This is a genomic window from Gilliamella sp. Nev3-1 (assembly GCF_001690435.1).
Classification (GTDB): Bacteria; Pseudomonadota; Gammaproteobacteria; order Enterobacterales; family Orbaceae; genus Gilliamella; species Gilliamella apicola_C.
The window spans coordinates 17,439-33,209 of sequence record NZ_LZHN01000075.1; the positions used below are offsets into that span (position 1 = coordinate 17,439).

A 15,771-nucleotide genomic window follows, 5' to 3' on the forward strand; every position below is an offset into this window, starting at 1 on the left:
GGGAGCTATTAACAACAGAAAGATATATTATGTTACCTCTATTTGCTGAATTAGAATTTTCGACCATTATATTTTTATTTTTGGCGCTGTTTTTTGTCCTTTTTTATGAAGCAATTAATGGATTTCATGACACAGCTAATGCCGTTGCGACAGTAATCTACACAAGAGCATTAAAAGAACAACTCGCTGTTTTTATGGCTGGCATGTTTAACTTTTTTGGTGTTCTACTTGGTGGACTTAGTGTTGCTTATGCTATAGTCCATCTATTGCCAACTGATTTATTACTTAATGTAAGTTCTGCTCATGGGCTTGCAATGGTTTTTTCTATTTTATTTGCAGCCATTATTTGGAATCTTGGAACATGGTATGTAGGTATTCCTGCATCAAGCTCACATACCCTAATTGGTTCAATTATTGGCGTGGCAATTGCTAACGCATTTATTATGGACACATCAATAATAAATGCACTCAATATTCCTAAGATGGTTCATATCTTTTTATCATTGATTGTCTCCCCTGCTGTTGGCCTTGTGATCGCAGGTCTAATGATATTTTTACTACGAAAATACTGGACGCGTAAAGGACAAAGTAAAAAAAGCAGTAAAAAACGCGAGCGTATTTTTATGACGCCAGAGCAACGTGAAAAACTCTATGGCAAGAAGAAACCTCCTTTTTGGATTCGTATTATGCTCATTATCTCGGCTGCTGGCGTAAGTTTTTCTCATGGAGCCAATGACGGCCAGAAAGGTATTGGCTTATTGATGTTAGTGTTGATGGGCATAGCTCCAGCAGGGTTTATTGTTAACATGAGTGCATCTACCTATGATATTACAAATACTCGTAATGCTATTCACAATATTCAAGAGTATTTTGTTACCCATAATGACGATTTAACAACGATAATAGGTAAACAACCACTGTTAGATACGAGTGTTCCAGAAGGCGACTTGAATAAATATCATTGTGATTATTCGCGTTCATATACCACATTAGCGATTGCTAATAATTTATTCAATAAAATGAGTGATTATCAGTCACTTACGGTAGAACAACGTTCACAAACTAGACGTATATTACTATGTTTATCTGACACGGTTTCGCATGTTGCTAAACAACCTAACGTTACATCAGAAGATAAGCAATATTTAAAATCTTTGAATAATGATCTGCTTAAAACTGTCGAATATGCACCTATTTGGATTATCATTGCCGTAGCTTCAGCATTGGCAGTTGGAACAATGATAGGATGGCGCCGTGTAGCTATTACTATTGGTGAAAAAATTGGTAAAAAAGGCATGACTTATGCTCAGGGAGTATCAGCACAAATCACAACAGCTTTATCAATTGGAATTGCAAGCTATACTGGCATGCCAGTATCAACAACCCAAGTTCTTTCTTCCTCAGTTGCTGGAACGATGATTGTTGATGGTGGTGGAGTACAAAGTAAAACGATAAAAAGTATTGCATTAACTTGGATTTTAACACTTCCAATTTCAATTTTGCTATCTGGATCACTTTTTTGGCTTGCTCAAAAATTAATTTAGGAGTAAAAATAGAGAACTGGTTTTCAATTTATTTGGGCTTTAAAAATAGGAAGGAGTAAAATATCATGGCTTATAAACATATATTAGTCGCAGTAGATTTATCACCTGAAAGTGAAGTTCTTGTCGAAAAAGCTGTTTCTATGGCTAGACCATATAATGCTCAAATATCATTGATTCATGTTGGTATTAATTATTCAGATCTTTATACTGGTTTGGTTGATATTAATATGAATGATATGAAAGACCGAATTACTCAAGATGCGCACGTTGCTTTAAATAAATTGGCCGACGATGCGGGTTATCCTATTGCTCATACTCTTTCAGGAAATGGAGAATTTGACCAAGTATTAATTGAAGCAATTCACGAATATGGCGCTGATCTTGTCGTGTGTGGCCATCATCAAGACTTTTGGAGTAAATTAATGTCATCTGCTCGTCAACTTATTAATAATACACATATCGATACATTAATTGTTCCATTGAAAGATGAAGAACCCGCAGAAGAACCTGCTACATGAAATATTAAATATCAACCCGCTTAATTAGCGGGTTTTTTTAGGTATTAAATAAATATTTTGTAAAATCATTTCAAGAAATTATGTGCTTTACTCTATTTTTATTTGTATCTTTTTTGTTTATGCATACCACAGTTTATGAAAATATACGTAAACTTTTGTTTAGCCAATAAGGAGGCTTATTATGAATATCGCTTTAGTTACAGGTGCTTCATCCGGATTTGGTCAAGCAATTTGTCGTAAGCTCGTTGCTGATGGCTATAAAGTGATTGGTGTTGCTCGACGTGGAGATAAGTTACAAAAATTAGCAGATGAATTAGGAATAAACTTTACCTTTTTAACTTTGGATGTTACAAAAAAAGATGCAATAGAATCAATATTGTTACAGCTTCCTAAAGCATTTCAACCTATCGATATTTTAATTAACAATGCAGGATTGGCTTTAGGATTAGAACCAGCTTATCAAGCTGATTTCAATGATTGGGAAACAATGATTCAAACTAATATAATGGGATTAATTCATTTAACTCATCAAATTTTACCTAGTATGGTTGAGCGCAACTTTGGTTACATTATTAATCTTGGCTCAGTAGCTGGTACCTATGCTTATAAAGGTGGAAATGTATACGGCGCAACAAAAGCATTTGTAAAACAATTTAGCGCTAATTTACGGACTGATCTTTTAGGAAAAAAAATCAGAGTCACCAATATTGAACCAGGATTATGTGGAGGCACCGAATTTTCTAATGTTAGATTTCATGGAAATAATGAGCAAGCAGCTGCCGTATACAAGGGGATTGATTATATAACTCCAGATGATATCGCCAATACTGTCTCATGGCTAGTTAATACACCAACGCATTTTAATGTTAATTCACTTGAGATAATGCCAGTTGCTCAAGCTCCAGCAGGATTAGCACTTTACAAAGAAAGTGAGTAATTAAAACGTATTGACTGTGGAGGTTAAATTATAAATGCTCGCTCCCTTTAATAATAAAAAATAGATTTGAAGAACAAAATAGACTTGCACTTCTGCTTTAGGGTTGCTATTCTTTTTTCTTGTGGTTTTGATTGAGGTTAATCGTAATGGTATTTACTGAAGTAACTAAAACATTTGCGGCAAGTTTACCAGGCACAGACAGTTATGTAAAACTGCGTAACGCTATGCAAACATTAATTCAAGAAGATACAAAAAATGCAGCAGTCTATTTTTTGATTTTTGGGTTTGCACGCACTTATGTCATGCTATATGAAGATCAGGAAATATCACCAAAGTTTGCAGAAGACAATCAAAAGCTAATGTTATCGTATCTTAATATTCTTGATGAAGCGTTAAAAAAGCAAGATACTGAAAGTATCTATCAAGCATTGAATAAAGTTGTTAATGAGTACGAAAACAGCAAAAAGTTTTTTTAAAATTACAGCCTGACATGAAAATGTCAGGCTGTTTTGTTTTTAGCGTTTAAAAAATAAATTTAATTAGGAAATGATGAAAATGATAATGATTATTTCAAACATTATTAGCACCTTAAGCACTATTATTCAAGATAGGGCGGGTTAATTTTTCCTTGAAAATATAAAAAACCCGCCAAAATAGGCGGGTTTTTAGTTTTATAAAAATAGGTTCAAAAACCATAAGAGTAAAGAAAGATAAAATTTTAATATTTTGATTTCTTATTACTACTTTTAAACCGATGATGTTTTTTGGTAAAAGGTATTTTGAATGGTAATAGGCATAAATTAGAACAATAAGTAAAGGTGTGATATGAAAGTTTTAAAATTTGGAGGAACATCTGTCGCTAACGCAGAACGTTTTTTACGCGTTGCAGAGATTATTGAAAATAATGCTAAACAAGAGCAAAACGCAACTGTTTTATCCGCACCAGCTAAAATCACTAATCATTTAGTTGCAATGGTAGAAAAAACAGTTGCTGGGCAGGATATACAAAATAATATCTGTGATGCTGAGAAAATCTTTGCTAATTTACTAGAAGGAATTGCAAAAGCACAACCTAATTTTGCTTATGAACAGATGAAGCGCTTTGCACTTGATGAATTAAACAATGTTAAGCAATTACTTAAGGGGATTGCTTTATTAGGTCAATGCCCAGATGGCATTAATGCATCAATTATCTGCCGTGGCGAAAAACTATCTATTGCCATTATGGAAGAACTGCTTAAAGCCAGGGGGCATTTAGTTACTGTAATAAACCCAGTAGCAATGCTAATTGCTGAAGGTAACTATTTAGAATCAACCGTCGATATCGCAGAGTCTTCACGCCGACTTAGTGAAATGCATATTCCCCAAAATCATATAATTTTAATGCCTGGTTTTACTGCGGGTAATGATAAAGGTGAGCTCGTTGCTCTCGGGCGTAATGGTTCGGATTACTCTGCATCGGTACTAGCTGCATGTCTGCGTGCTAATAGTTGTGAAATATGGACTGATGTCGATGGTGTTTATACTTGTGATCCCCGTATTGTGCCAGATGCAAAACTTCTTAAAACTCTATCTTATCAGGAGGCAATGGAACTATCTTATTTTGGCGCCAAAGTTCTTCACCCAAGAACTATTTTACCTATTGCTCAATTTCAAATTCCTTGCTTAATAAAAAACACAAATAATCCTGATGTACCAGGTACATTAATCGGTGCCAATGTTGTTGATTCAACAACACCAGTAAAAGGCATTACTAATTTAAATAATATGGCAATGATTAACGTCTCTGGCCCTGGCTTAAAGGGCATGGTGGGTATGTCGGCTCGCATTTTTTCTGCCATGTCTTATGCCGGCATTTCAGTGGTGCTTATTACCCAATCTTCATCAGAATATAGTATTAGTTTTTGTGTACCACAAACTGAGCTCAGTCGAGCTGAAGAGGCATTAAATGATGAATTTTTCCTAGAGCTAAAAGATGGTTTACTTGAACCTATTGAAGTCATTGAAAAACAAGCAATTATCTCAGTTGTCGGTGATGGTATGCGTACATTACGAGGCTTATCAGCTAACTTTTTTACAGCCCTAGCCAGAGCGAATATTAATATTGTCGCCATTGCTCAAGGTTCATCTGAACGCTCAATTTCTGTTGTGGTTGATAATGATATTGCCATAATGGGCGTAAGAGTTGCTCACCAAATGTTATTTGGTACGGACAAAATGCTTGATGTATTTGTTATTGGTGTTGGTGGCGTTGGTGGCGCACTTATTGATCAAATTAGTCGCCAGCAAAAATGGCTGAAAAACAAACAGATCGATCTTCGTGTCTGTGGGCTATTTAATTCTAAACATAATGTCCTTAACCGTGATGGTATTGATCTGACCAATTGGCGAGATCAAATCAGACAAAGTGAACATAGTTACACGTTAGACGGAATTATTGAGTTTGCTAAAAATAATCGATTACTCAACCCAATTCTAGTCGATTGTACATCAAGTAGTGAAGTATCTGATAAATATGCGGACTTTTTAGCTAATGGCTTTCATGTCGTCACGCCAAATAAGAAAGCCAATACCAGTTCAATGGCTTATTATTTGCGTTTACGCCAAGAAGCGGCAAAAAGTAAACGAAAATTCCAGTACGATACTAATGTTGGCGCTGGATTACCTGTTATTGAAAACTTACAAAATCTACTCAATGCAGGGGATGAGCTTATTAAATTTTCAGGTATATTGTCAGGTTCACTTTCTTTCATCTTTGGTAAACTTGATGAAGGCATGTTATTGTCTGAAGCAACTAAATTGGCTAAAGAGAAAGGTTTTACTGAACCTGATCCTCGTGATGATTTATCAGGCACTGACGTGGCGAGAAAACTATTAATTTTAGCTCGAGAAGCAGGATTACAATTAGAGCTTGATCAAATCAATGTAGAATCTGTTCTACCTGTTGAGTATACACAAGGTAGCCTTGATGAGTTTATGAAACAATTGCCACAATTGGATGCCGTGTTTAAAGAAAAATCAGAACAAGCCGCAAAAAAAGGCAAAGTTCTGCGCTATGTTGGCAGTATAGAAAACAAGCAATGCCATGTTAAGATTGAAGCCGTTGATAGCGAAGATCCTCTTTATAAAGTCAAAAATGGCGAAAATGCCTTAGCTTTCTATACGCGTTATTACCAACCTATACCACTCGTATTACGAGGCTATGGAGCTGGCAATGATGTTACCGCTGCGGGTGTTTTTGCTGATATTTTACGTACCACATCAGGCAAAATAGGAGGCTAAATGAATCATAAATCTTTAACTGTTTATGCGCCTGCATCAATGGCTAATATTAGTGTTGGCTTTGACATATTAGGTGCAGCAATTAGCCCTATTAGTGGTGTGATGCTTGGCGATTGTATCACTGTTGAACCTGCTAGCAAATTTTTGTTAACTAGCAAAGGTTCATTTGTGAAAAACCTCCCCAATGATCCCAAAAACAATATTGTTTATCAATGCTGGCAGTATTTTTGTCAAGCAATGGGTAAAACATTGCCCGTCAGTATGACTCTTGAAAAAAATATGCCAATAGGTTCGGGATTAGGATCAAGTGCTTGCTCTGTGGTTGGCGCATTTGTTGCCTTAAATGAGTTTTTTGATAAACCATTTAATGAGTTTGAAATGCTTACAATGATGGGGAAGCTTGAAGGACGCATTTCGGGTAGCGTGCATTATGATAATGTGGCACCCTGCTATTTAGGTGGAATGCAACTTATCCTTGATGAAATAGGCATAATTAGCGAATCAATACCTCATTTTGAAGATTGGTATTGGGTGATGGCATACCCCGGTATTAAGGTTTCAACCGCTGAAGCGCGAGCAATATTACCGGCTCAATATCAAAAAGCGGATTGCGTAGCACACGGTCGCTATGTGGGTGGTTTTTTGCATGCTTGTTATACCAAACAACCTAAATTGGCTTCGGCAATGCTTGTTGATAATATTGCTGAACCTTACCGCAAACAATTATTACCTAGCTTTGATGAAATACAAAAACGGGCCAAACAGCTCGGAGCTCTAGCATCGGGAATTTCTGGCTCAGGTCCAACAATGTTTGTCATTGCAGATCAACTTGAAACTGCACAACAAATTGAATTACTGCTTAAACATTGTTATTTACAAAATGATGAAGGCTTTACCCATATTTGTAAAATAGATCCCCTAGGCGCAAGAATTATTTAAGTTTATTTATTATAAAAACAGGACTAAATCTAAAAAATACGTTAACTTTTTACTGTTCAAGCTGATAGCAGTAAAAGTGAAAGATTAAAGATAACCGGAACATAATTATGAAATTATATAACTTAAAAGATCATTCAGAACAAGTTAGTTTTTCTCAAGCGGTACAACAAGGATTAGGAAAAGGCCAAGGCCTATTCTTTCCCCAAGAACTCCCTAAATTTTCCATAAACGAAATTGAATCATTATTAAATCTTGATTTTGTTACTCGTAGCGCCAAAATATTATCTGCTTTTATTGGTGATGAAATTAGCAGTGATGATATGTACAGACTAGTTAAAAATGCTTTTCAATTTCCTGCCCCCATAACATCCGTTGAAGCAGATATTGGCTCATTAGAGCTTTATCATGGTCCCACACTAGCATTTAAAGATTTTGGTGGGCGATTTATGGCACAAGCGTTAGTTCAAGTGGCAGCAGATAAAAAAATCACTATTTTAACTGCGACATCTGGCGATACAGGCGCAGCTGTCGCCCATGCATTTTATCATTTGCCGAATATTCGGGCCGTTATTTTATACCCTGAAGGGAAAATCAGCCCATTACAAGAAAAACTCTTTTGTACACTTGGTGATAATATTCATACCATTGCCATCAAAAGTGATTTTGATGCCTGCCAAGCATTAGTGAAAAAGGCATTTGATGATGAAGAATTAAAAACTAAAATTGGTTTGAACTCTGCTAATTCGATCAATATCAGCCGATTACTCGCTCAAATATGTTACTATTTTGAAGCTTACGCTCAATTAACACCCAAACAACGTGAGCAATTAGTTATTTCGGTTCCAAGTGGCAACTTTGGTGATTTAACCGCTGGGCTACTTGCAAAAACCATGGGCTTACCAATTAAGCGTTTTATTGCAGCAACTAATGCGAATGATACAGTACCTCGATATTTAGAAACTGGTAAATGGGAACCACATGCAACAATTGCAACGCTATCTAATGCAATGGATGTTAGTCAACCCAATAACTGGCCTAGAATTGAAGAAATTTATCAGCGTGAAGGTTGGGATCTTAAATCACTGGCTCATGCGGCGGTTTCTGATGAAGTTGCTAAACAAACCGTTTGTGAACTCGATCAAAAAGGCTATTTATCCGAACCACATGGCGCAATTGCTTATCGTGCTTTACGTGATCAGTTACAAAAGGGTGAATATGGCTTATTTTTAGGTACTGCGCACCCTGCTAAATTTAAAGAAGTCGTTGAAAATATTCTTGGCAAGCAAATTGCACTTCCTAACGCATTAGCTGAACGAGCAGATATGACACTACTTTCCCATTATATGCCGAATGATTTTACCAAATTACGTAATTTTTTAATGAAGCTAGAATGGTAAATTTTGTACTGCCGCCAAGAAATCGGCGGCATTTAATTCATTGAGTGATAATGCTCTCAATTGTCTTACTTTACCGCTTAGCTAATCTTACTCATTAAATAGCTCCCTTTATTCTTAACGCTAAAATATACATCTCATCAAGAATAGAAAATACTAATCAATCTTGTTTAAATCAAAATTTTGAGCTATTGTAATCTAAATTGTGTCATTATAAGGATATTATTATGTTTTGTCCGTTTTGTAATGCAAATGATACTAAGGTGATTGATTCTCGGCTTGTTAGTGAAGGCTTTCAAGTACGTCGAAGACGACAATGTGTTGAATGTAATGAGCGTTTTACCACATTTGAAATTGCTGAATTAATTATGCCTAATGTCATTAAAAGTAATAAAGTTCGTGAGCCATTTAATGAAGATAAATTGCGCAATGGTATAAAACGAGCTTTAGAAAAACGCCCTGTTAGCTTTGACTCGATTGAAGATGCTATTACACGTATAAAATCAAAAATTAGATCAACAGGCGAACGTGAAATACCAGCGAAATTAATTGGTCGTTACGTTATTGAAGAACTCAAAAAGCTTGATAAAATAGCTTATATCCGCTTTGCATCGGTCTATTTTAGTTTTGATGATATCGAACAATTTAGTAATGAAATTGCCAAATTACAACAGAAATAACACCCTAAATGATAATAAACGATAACGATTATTTTTATATGCAGCAAGCTATTGAGCTCGCTAAACTGGGTCGTTTTACCACGTCACCTAATCCTAATGTCGGTTGCCTGATCTTAAAAAATAATCAGATTGTGGGCACGGGTTATCATCAAAAAGCAGGATTACCACATGCCGAAGTTTACGCACTTAACATGGCTGGAAAAGCCGCACAAGGTGCAACGGCTTACGTGACATTGGAACCTTGCAGTCATTTTGGGCGAACGCCTCCTTGTGCTGATGCCTTAATTAGATCGCAAATTAAACGTGTTGTGATTGCTATGCAAGATCCCAACCCCGATGTTTCAGGTAATGGAATTAAACGATTACGTGATGCGGGAATTGAGGTTATTGTTGGAGTATTAGCCGCTCAAGCTGAATCGCTTAATAAAGGTTTTTTAAAGCGAATGCGAACTGGATTGCCATATGTACAACTTAAACTAGCTGCCTCGCTAGACGGTAAAATCGCTATGGCATCAGGTGAAAGCAAATGGATAACATCAAGTATTGCAAGGCAAGATGTACAAAGATACAGAGCGCAAGCAAGTTGTATATTGAGCACTCGCATGACGGTGCAAGCTGATAATGCTAGCTTAACAGTCAGGCATGCACAATTGCCTGATGACATAAAACAAATTTATCCTCCTGAAAATATTCGGCAACCCATACGAGTCATTATCGATAGTCAGAATCAACTAACAGGCGAAGAAAATATTTTTAAGCAACTGGGCGAAATATGGGTAGTGCGCAAACAAGATATTGCGCTCAATAACCCCAACACTCAATTAATTATTGAATCTTCTCCCCAAAATCATATTGATTTAGTTCATTTACTAACACTTTTTGGAAAAAAAGGCATAAATTCCGTCTGGGTTGAAGCTGGTGCACACTTAGCTGGCGCACTAATAGACCAAGACTTAGTTGATGAACTGATTATCTATTATGCGCCAAAATTACTTGGGCATAATTCGAAAGATATGTGTATATTGCCTAATTTACAAAAATTATCCATGGCACCCAACTTTCAGTTCGAATCGACTACGATGGTAGGTGAAGATCTGCGGGTTGTTTTAAAAAGAAGATGATTATATGGTTGATAAAACGCTTATTAAGACTATAGCAAATAGCTAAAATAGCCTTTAATAGCCAGTTAGTGCAAAGCAAATATTCGTTACAAAAAAGTTAGTATTCACATACGCCTAATATTTAAATATATCGGGCAGTGCATCATAAAATAGCCTTGTCGCAAAAGAAGTAATGTCATTATTCGTCATTATTTGCCATTATTTCACAAAACAAAAACTTCAATAAAATCAATGTTTTTTCTGACTGATTTTTATCATATTCGATTTGCCGTTCTTTCTGCTCCATCATAGCCCATATTCCTAATATGGTGCATTAAGCTTGATGCAGCTAATACTTTATGTTGCCAATAAAGTGCTTCGATATTATCAAATACCCCCTTTAATTTTGATTCACATTTACGCCAAGCGTAACAACCTGATACAGATGTATTGATTTTTCAAAATAAGTAAAAAATAACAAAAATAGACTAAAAAAAGGTTGCATAGAATAAAAAATAATCTTATCTTAGCTAAAAAATATCTTTATTTTTCGGTTTCTTAATACTTTCTAAAGGAATTTAGGTAAATATCATGGAGCGCGCTGTTAGTCATATTGCTTTAATCATCAATCGCCTTATTCAATATCCCTTTCTTGTCTTTTATAAGTTAAACGGATTTTTAGTAGTACGGGTTTTATTGCGCAATGCAAGGAGCAGATTATGCTAGCTATGCCACTGTCTTAATGGCGCACGATTACCGCTACCTCTGCCATGCCTTTGTATGCCGTACTTTCTAATGTCAGCGATGCGCAAGCGGTTAAAAATTACTATATCACTGATGGCTCACAAACGCCCTATGGTCTTTATAGTGGCACTCCTTACGAGCACTGGTTTTCTGTTATGCCTATGCTAGTTAGGCTTGATGAGCATAGCCCCTTTTTAGATTGGATTAATAACACTGAGCACAAAGACTGGGGTTGGCTAGCACGCTCTCATTTACCCTTTGCAGACATCTGCGCTCATTTACGGAGCTTAACCCAAGCGATTATGCCCGATGGTGAAACGGTGTTTTTTCGCTATTGGGATGGTGAATACTTGTCAATCATGCTTGATTATTTTACCGATAGCTGGCAAGACGTGCTGCCTGCTTTTGCTTTTTACTGGATTAATCACCAATCACATGTGGTGCATGTACCCGTTGAGCAAGCGGTGCAAACTTCGCCTTGGTGGCAGGTGCCACAGCCTCTCATTGACACGCTAGTGCAAACGACACTGACACCTTTAATCAGTAATATGTTGTTATGGTTAAAAGAAAATAATTTACCCCTATATGACGCCTTTCCAGAAGCATTAATCAAACAAAAAATTATGCACCTAGCCGCTAAGCATAAATCAAATACAGCAGATAGCCAAATGACACAGCAATTAGTTTTAGCGTTACAACAAGAGTTGCAATTAGCCACCAATCCATTTGAAATTTTAAACGCAGACTTTTTTAGTAATAAATAAGGAATGTTATGGAATACATTGAATCAATTGAACGCGATTTAGACTTATTTAAACGAAAAGCCTTATTAACTGAAGAATACAAAAAAATACTTGAAGACTGGTGTGTTCAAGCCTTTAATAAAACGTCCGGTGCTTTGGGCGGTCCGACCTTTGAAATGGACAGAGTGTTGTCTATTAATAATAACGATAAAAAAGCCAGTTACGAACAAAAGAGTATCGAAACCACCACCATAACCTGTCCAGAGAATAGAAAAATAGAAGTTGTGCTTAAGCACGAGTCAATACTTAATTTACCGATTCCTGATGTTTTAATTAAATTAATTAAATATAATTCTACGTGGTTTAACGAAACGGTTGACGAGAAAAAAAACCGACGCTGAAGGGCGAGCCGTATTTACTGATTTAACGGTAAATGAATCCTATTTTGCTGAAGCAATCGATAACAATTTAGTGGAAAACAACAAAAAGTTATTCAAAGCTTATGATGAACTCATGTCAGCGATGTACACCCAGTTAAATGCTTCTTGGCAAGAATATAAACCGCAATGGGAAAAAGGTATTGATGTTGTTGAACTGATAAAAAAATTCATTAAAGGCTTATTTGATGGTTTTATTAGTGTCTGGGATGACATTAAACTGGCTTATAACGTTATTACCGACCCAGTAAAATACGGAAAAATGATTTATGATGGTGCAGCAAAATTATACGATATTATCGGTGATATACCTAACATTGATATTCAAGCATCGCTTGAGCAAAGTAAAGATTTTGCGCTACATTTAGCGGCATTTTTTAGTGATGAAAGTGCGATTTACTTAATTGCTAACGCCGTATTATTAAATATCAAAATGTATCCATGGGGTAATATCTTACCGGAGCTGGTTTCGCTTGGTGGAAACATATTGGGCGATATCCTTCGCGGGCTAATATTTGGCGCTTTGCTGTCATTAGTTGCGGGTCCTGTTGGCTTGGCTTATATGGCTTATCGCTTAACCTCAGTTGCCAAAAAAGCATCTGGATTAGTAAAAAAAATCTGGGAAATTTTAAAAACTATTTTGAAGTCCCTCACAAATCTTGTCAAAGATTTTTTCGAGAAAGTGGCTAAATTAGTACACCAAATGAAAAACACTTTAATGACAAAATTAAATAAAGAAACTAGAGCCGGAGCGAAGCAAAAAACACATCTAGAAATTGAACACAAAAAAGAAACCTCATCAGGAAGCACCCATAACGATACCGCCTCGCAATCGACGAAAAAATGCACAACCACAGGGTGCCCTATCTCCATGGTCACCGGTGAAGAGTTGTTATTACTTGATGATGCGACACTATTAGGGGTTTATCCTTTTACGTTCCAACGACAATATCGTACCACCGCCGTCGAAGTGAGCTCAGTATTTGGTTATGGTTGGAGCCACTCATTACAGCATCATTTCACCTTTAATGATAAAGACGAAACCATTAAATGGGTTGACCATCAAAATCTTATCATTTCCCTACCCATGCCCGACAAGGCGATTTCCTTATCGGCTAATTTGATGGCGAAAACTGCAGTCTGGTTAGGAGAGCAAGAGCAGGAATACCTGTTTACCTCGGACAGTTTAAATGGTTGGGTCATGCATGTTAACCGTTTAGCGGATAATAGCGGTAAAATAACCGGCTTTTCTCAGAAAAAACAACATCTCCATCTTCATTATGACGATAAAACCGACCTACCAATAAGATTAGAAAACCCAGCGGGGGCCAGTTTACTGTTTGATTATATTGCCACCGAGCAAGGTCACCGCCTAGCCGAAATTCGCTTAAAACGGCATATTACCTTGAGTGATGCTGTGCCAGAGCCGATTATTCGCTACACCTATGATGAACGCGGGCAACTTAGCGAAGCCATCAATCCGGCTAACGAAGCGGAGCGTTATACGTATCGTGACGATTATGTCTTTAGCCAACGCCGTTTAGCCGGTGGCGCCGAATTTTATTGGGAATGGCAAGGTGAAGGCAAAGCGGTGCGAGCACTGCGTCACTGGAGTAATATTCCTAATACAGAAATACGCTATGAATGGGATGATGCGGCGGGCACTTCTACGGCGATTTATGCCGATGGCTCAAAAGAGATATGGGTGCATGATAAACAATCCGCCCGTCAGGTTAAGCATATTTCACCGAGTGGTGCAACAATTGAACGTCACTATGGTCAAGAAGGAGAGCTTTTAGCCGAAACCGACCCCTTAGGCAATACCACCGAATATCGCTATGACGGTGAGCTCAATTGCATATCAGTCACCTATCCCGATGGCCAGCGTTTATGGCAACGCTTTAATCGTGGCTTATTAATGGAGCGTATACAGTACAGTGCCGATGCCAGTGAAAAAAGCAAAGAAAAATGGGAATATGATAGTGATGGACAACTGCTGTGCTATATCAACCCCATGCAAGAAGAGTTGCACTATCAGTGGACCGATAGCGGCCTATTAAGTGCTATCCGCTATGGCGATGAGACCAGCGAACACTATACCATCAACGCACTGGGGCAACTGCTTGAATACCAAAGTCGCAGTGGTGAAATCACCTATTACCGTTACAATGCCATGGGCAAACTGGTGTTTGAAAGCACCAGCAATCCGCAACAATATGAGCATAAAAAAGCGATTGACCAACTACCAGCAACTCGGTTGGTCTGGAATGATGCTGGACGGCTAGCTGCCGTACGTTGGCCGGATGGTAGCTCACGCCAATTTAGCTATAACCCGTATGGTGGCATAACAAAAGAAGTTGACGAAAAGCAGCGTGAAACGTGCTACGAATATCATGACAACACCATGCTGATTAAACGCATTCGTTATCCCGACAACAGTTATAGCGAATACTTCTATGACAATGTGCATGGTGAAATTAGCGACATTATTAATGCCAATGGCGACCATTATCATATTGATTACACGCCGAGTGGCAAAGTAAAAACAGAAAAACTGTTTGATGGGCGCTATATCGTTTGGGATTATGATGCTAATGACCAGATAATCAAGCGAACAGAATACGGCGATACTCGACAAGACGACACCGCCTTAATCACCACCTATGAGCGTGACCATTGCGGACGGTTAACTGCCCGTATATTGCCTGATGGACAAAAGGTCACCTACCACTATGATGGATTTGGTCGACTCAATGAGGTGGACGATGGCAAATGGCCACTGGTATGGCAATACGACAAATGTGGACGCATCACGCAAGAGCACCAAGGCTTTAGTAGTCAATATTTTGATTATGACCAAGCGGGACGCTTATTTAGAATGCGCCTGCCTGATGGTAACATCTTAACCCACTATTACCGAGGTGATGAAGTCAGCCAAATCGACCTAAACGGTCAAACACTATCGACCCACCGCTGGCAGGAAGGCAATGAAATTGCCCGTAGCATGGGGCGATTTGGCGAACTCAATTGTCATCAGCAATTTGATAGCCGTGGTCGATTGCTTAATCAAAAAGTCAGGGTCAAAGACAGCCTGAATAAACCGATTGAACGTCATTACCAATATAATGTTGCCGGTGAGCTCACCCAAATGACCGACAACTACAAAGGGGTAAAAACCTTCACCCACGACTTAAAAAGCCGACTCAGTAGCGCTAGCCACCAACCTTATAGCCAAGGACAGTTACCGGATGAGCTGAGCTATAAAGGCTATCATGAGCACTTTTATTTTGACGGAGCCGATAACTTACTGGGCAGTGAAAAGCCACTTGATGAATTAAAACACGCATCACCTACTGCCAAAACCCATGGCACCCCCAAAGCACCCTGCCCCCACAGCAACAAGCTCAAGGCTAACCGCTTATTGATTCAAGGTGACCGCCATTATCAGTACGA

Annotated in this window: 12 protein-coding genes; all 12 read left to right on the forward strand. The window is 37.8% G+C overall.

Features of this window, described 5'->3' with window-relative positions:
* Positions 1 to 29: 29 nt before the first annotated feature.
* Entirely contained in the window at positions 30 to 1,544 is a 1,515-nt protein-coding gene (gene pitA / locus A9G40_RS12875; RefSeq protein WP_065583348.1) for an inorganic phosphate transporter PitA, read from the forward strand.
* 65 nt (positions 1,545 to 1,609) lie between these two features.
* The gene (gene uspA / locus A9G40_RS12880; RefSeq protein WP_065567853.1) at positions 1,610 to 2,062 is read left to right on the forward strand and encodes a universal stress protein UspA; all 453 of its coding nucleotides are present in this window, start codon (positions 1,610 to 1,612) and stop codon (positions 2,060 to 2,062) included.
* Positions 2,063 to 2,243: 181 nt separating this feature from the next.
* Complete coding sequence (locus A9G40_RS12885) at positions 2,244 to 2,999, forward strand: SDR family NAD(P)-dependent oxidoreductase (RefSeq protein ID WP_065583349.1); 756 nt, start codon at positions 2,244 to 2,246, stop codon at positions 2,997 to 2,999.
* 146 nt (positions 3,000 to 3,145) lie between these two features.
* Complete coding sequence (locus A9G40_RS12890) at positions 3,146 to 3,475, forward strand: hypothetical protein (protein ID WP_065567851.1); 330 nt, start codon at positions 3,146 to 3,148, stop codon at positions 3,473 to 3,475.
* 349 nt (positions 3,476 to 3,824) lie between these two features.
* Entirely contained in the window at positions 3,825 to 6,281 is a 2,457-nt protein-coding gene (gene thrA / locus A9G40_RS12895; RefSeq protein ID WP_065583350.1) for a bifunctional aspartate kinase/homoserine dehydrogenase I, read from the forward strand.
* Positions 6,282 to 7,220, forward strand: coding sequence for a homoserine kinase (gene thrB / locus A9G40_RS12900; RefSeq protein ID WP_065583351.1), 939 nt, complete (start codon positions 6,282 to 6,284; stop codon positions 7,218 to 7,220). It begins immediately after the preceding gene.
* 107 nt (positions 7,221 to 7,327) lie between these two features.
* Positions 7,328 to 8,617 carry a threonine synthase gene (gene thrC / locus A9G40_RS12905; protein ID WP_065580726.1) on the forward strand — a complete coding sequence of 430 codons (1,290 nt, stop codon included), beginning with the start codon at positions 7,328 to 7,330 and terminating at the stop codon, positions 8,615 to 8,617.
* A gap of 224 nt (positions 8,618 to 8,841) precedes the next feature.
* Positions 8,842 to 9,294 (forward strand): transcriptional regulator NrdR, encoded by a 453-nt coding sequence (gene nrdR, locus A9G40_RS12910; RefSeq protein ID WP_065567847.1) that lies wholly within the window; start codon positions 8,842 to 8,844, stop codon positions 9,292 to 9,294.
* 8 nt (positions 9,295 to 9,302) lie between these two features.
* Entirely contained in the window at positions 9,303 to 10,415 is a 1,113-nt protein-coding gene (gene ribD, locus A9G40_RS12915; protein ID WP_065583352.1) for a bifunctional diaminohydroxyphosphoribosylaminopyrimidine deaminase/5-amino-6-(5-phosphoribosylamino)uracil reductase RibD, read from the forward strand.
* 749 nt (positions 10,416 to 11,164) lie between these two features.
* Entirely contained in the window at positions 11,165 to 11,902 is a 738-nt protein-coding gene (locus A9G40_RS12920; protein WP_065583353.1) for a DUF4123 domain-containing protein, read from the forward strand.
* 8 nt (positions 11,903 to 11,910) lie between these two features.
* The gene (locus tag A9G40_RS12925; protein ID WP_065583354.1) at positions 11,911 to 12,282 is read left to right on the forward strand and encodes a hypothetical protein; all 372 of its coding nucleotides are present in this window, start codon (positions 11,911 to 11,913) and stop codon (positions 12,280 to 12,282) included.
* Positions 12,257 to 15,771: DUF6531 domain-containing protein (locus A9G40_RS12930; protein WP_065583355.1), on the forward strand; the 3,515-nt coding region annotated here is incomplete at its 3' end. The genes A9G40_RS12925 and A9G40_RS12930, both read left to right, overlap by 26 nt.

What these genes read in the sequence shown, in the direction of transcription:
- pitA (WP_065583348.1), top strand. Translation starts at nt 30, where the DNA reads ATGTTACCTCTATTTGCTGAATTAGAATTTTCGACCATTATATTTTTA.
- uspA (WP_065567853.1), top strand. Translation starts at nt 1,610, where the DNA reads ATGGCTTATAAACATATATTAGTCGCAGTAGATTTATCACCTGAAAGT.
- A9G40_RS12885 (WP_065583349.1), top strand. Translation starts at nt 2,244, where the DNA reads ATGAATATCGCTTTAGTTACAGGTGCTTCATCCGGATTTGGTCAAGCA.
- A9G40_RS12890 (WP_065567851.1), top strand. Translation starts at nt 3,146, where the DNA reads ATGGTATTTACTGAAGTAACTAAAACATTTGCGGCAAGTTTACCAGGC.
- thrA (WP_065583350.1), top strand. Translation starts at nt 3,825, where the DNA reads ATGAAAGTTTTAAAATTTGGAGGAACATCTGTCGCTAACGCAGAACGT.
- thrB (WP_065583351.1), top strand. Translation starts at nt 6,282, where the DNA reads ATGAATCATAAATCTTTAACTGTTTATGCGCCTGCATCAATGGCTAAT.
- thrC (WP_065580726.1), top strand. Translation starts at nt 7,328, where the DNA reads ATGAAATTATATAACTTAAAAGATCATTCAGAACAAGTTAGTTTTTCT.
- nrdR (WP_065567847.1), top strand. Translation starts at nt 8,842, where the DNA reads ATGTTTTGTCCGTTTTGTAATGCAAATGATACTAAGGTGATTGATTCT.
- ribD (WP_065583352.1), top strand. Translation starts at nt 9,303, where the DNA reads ATGATAATAAACGATAACGATTATTTTTATATGCAGCAAGCTATTGAG.
- A9G40_RS12920 (WP_065583353.1), top strand. Translation starts at nt 11,165, where the DNA reads ATGCCTTTGTATGCCGTACTTTCTAATGTCAGCGATGCGCAAGCGGTT.
- A9G40_RS12925 (WP_065583354.1), top strand. Translation starts at nt 11,911, where the DNA reads ATGGAATACATTGAATCAATTGAACGCGATTTAGACTTATTTAAACGA.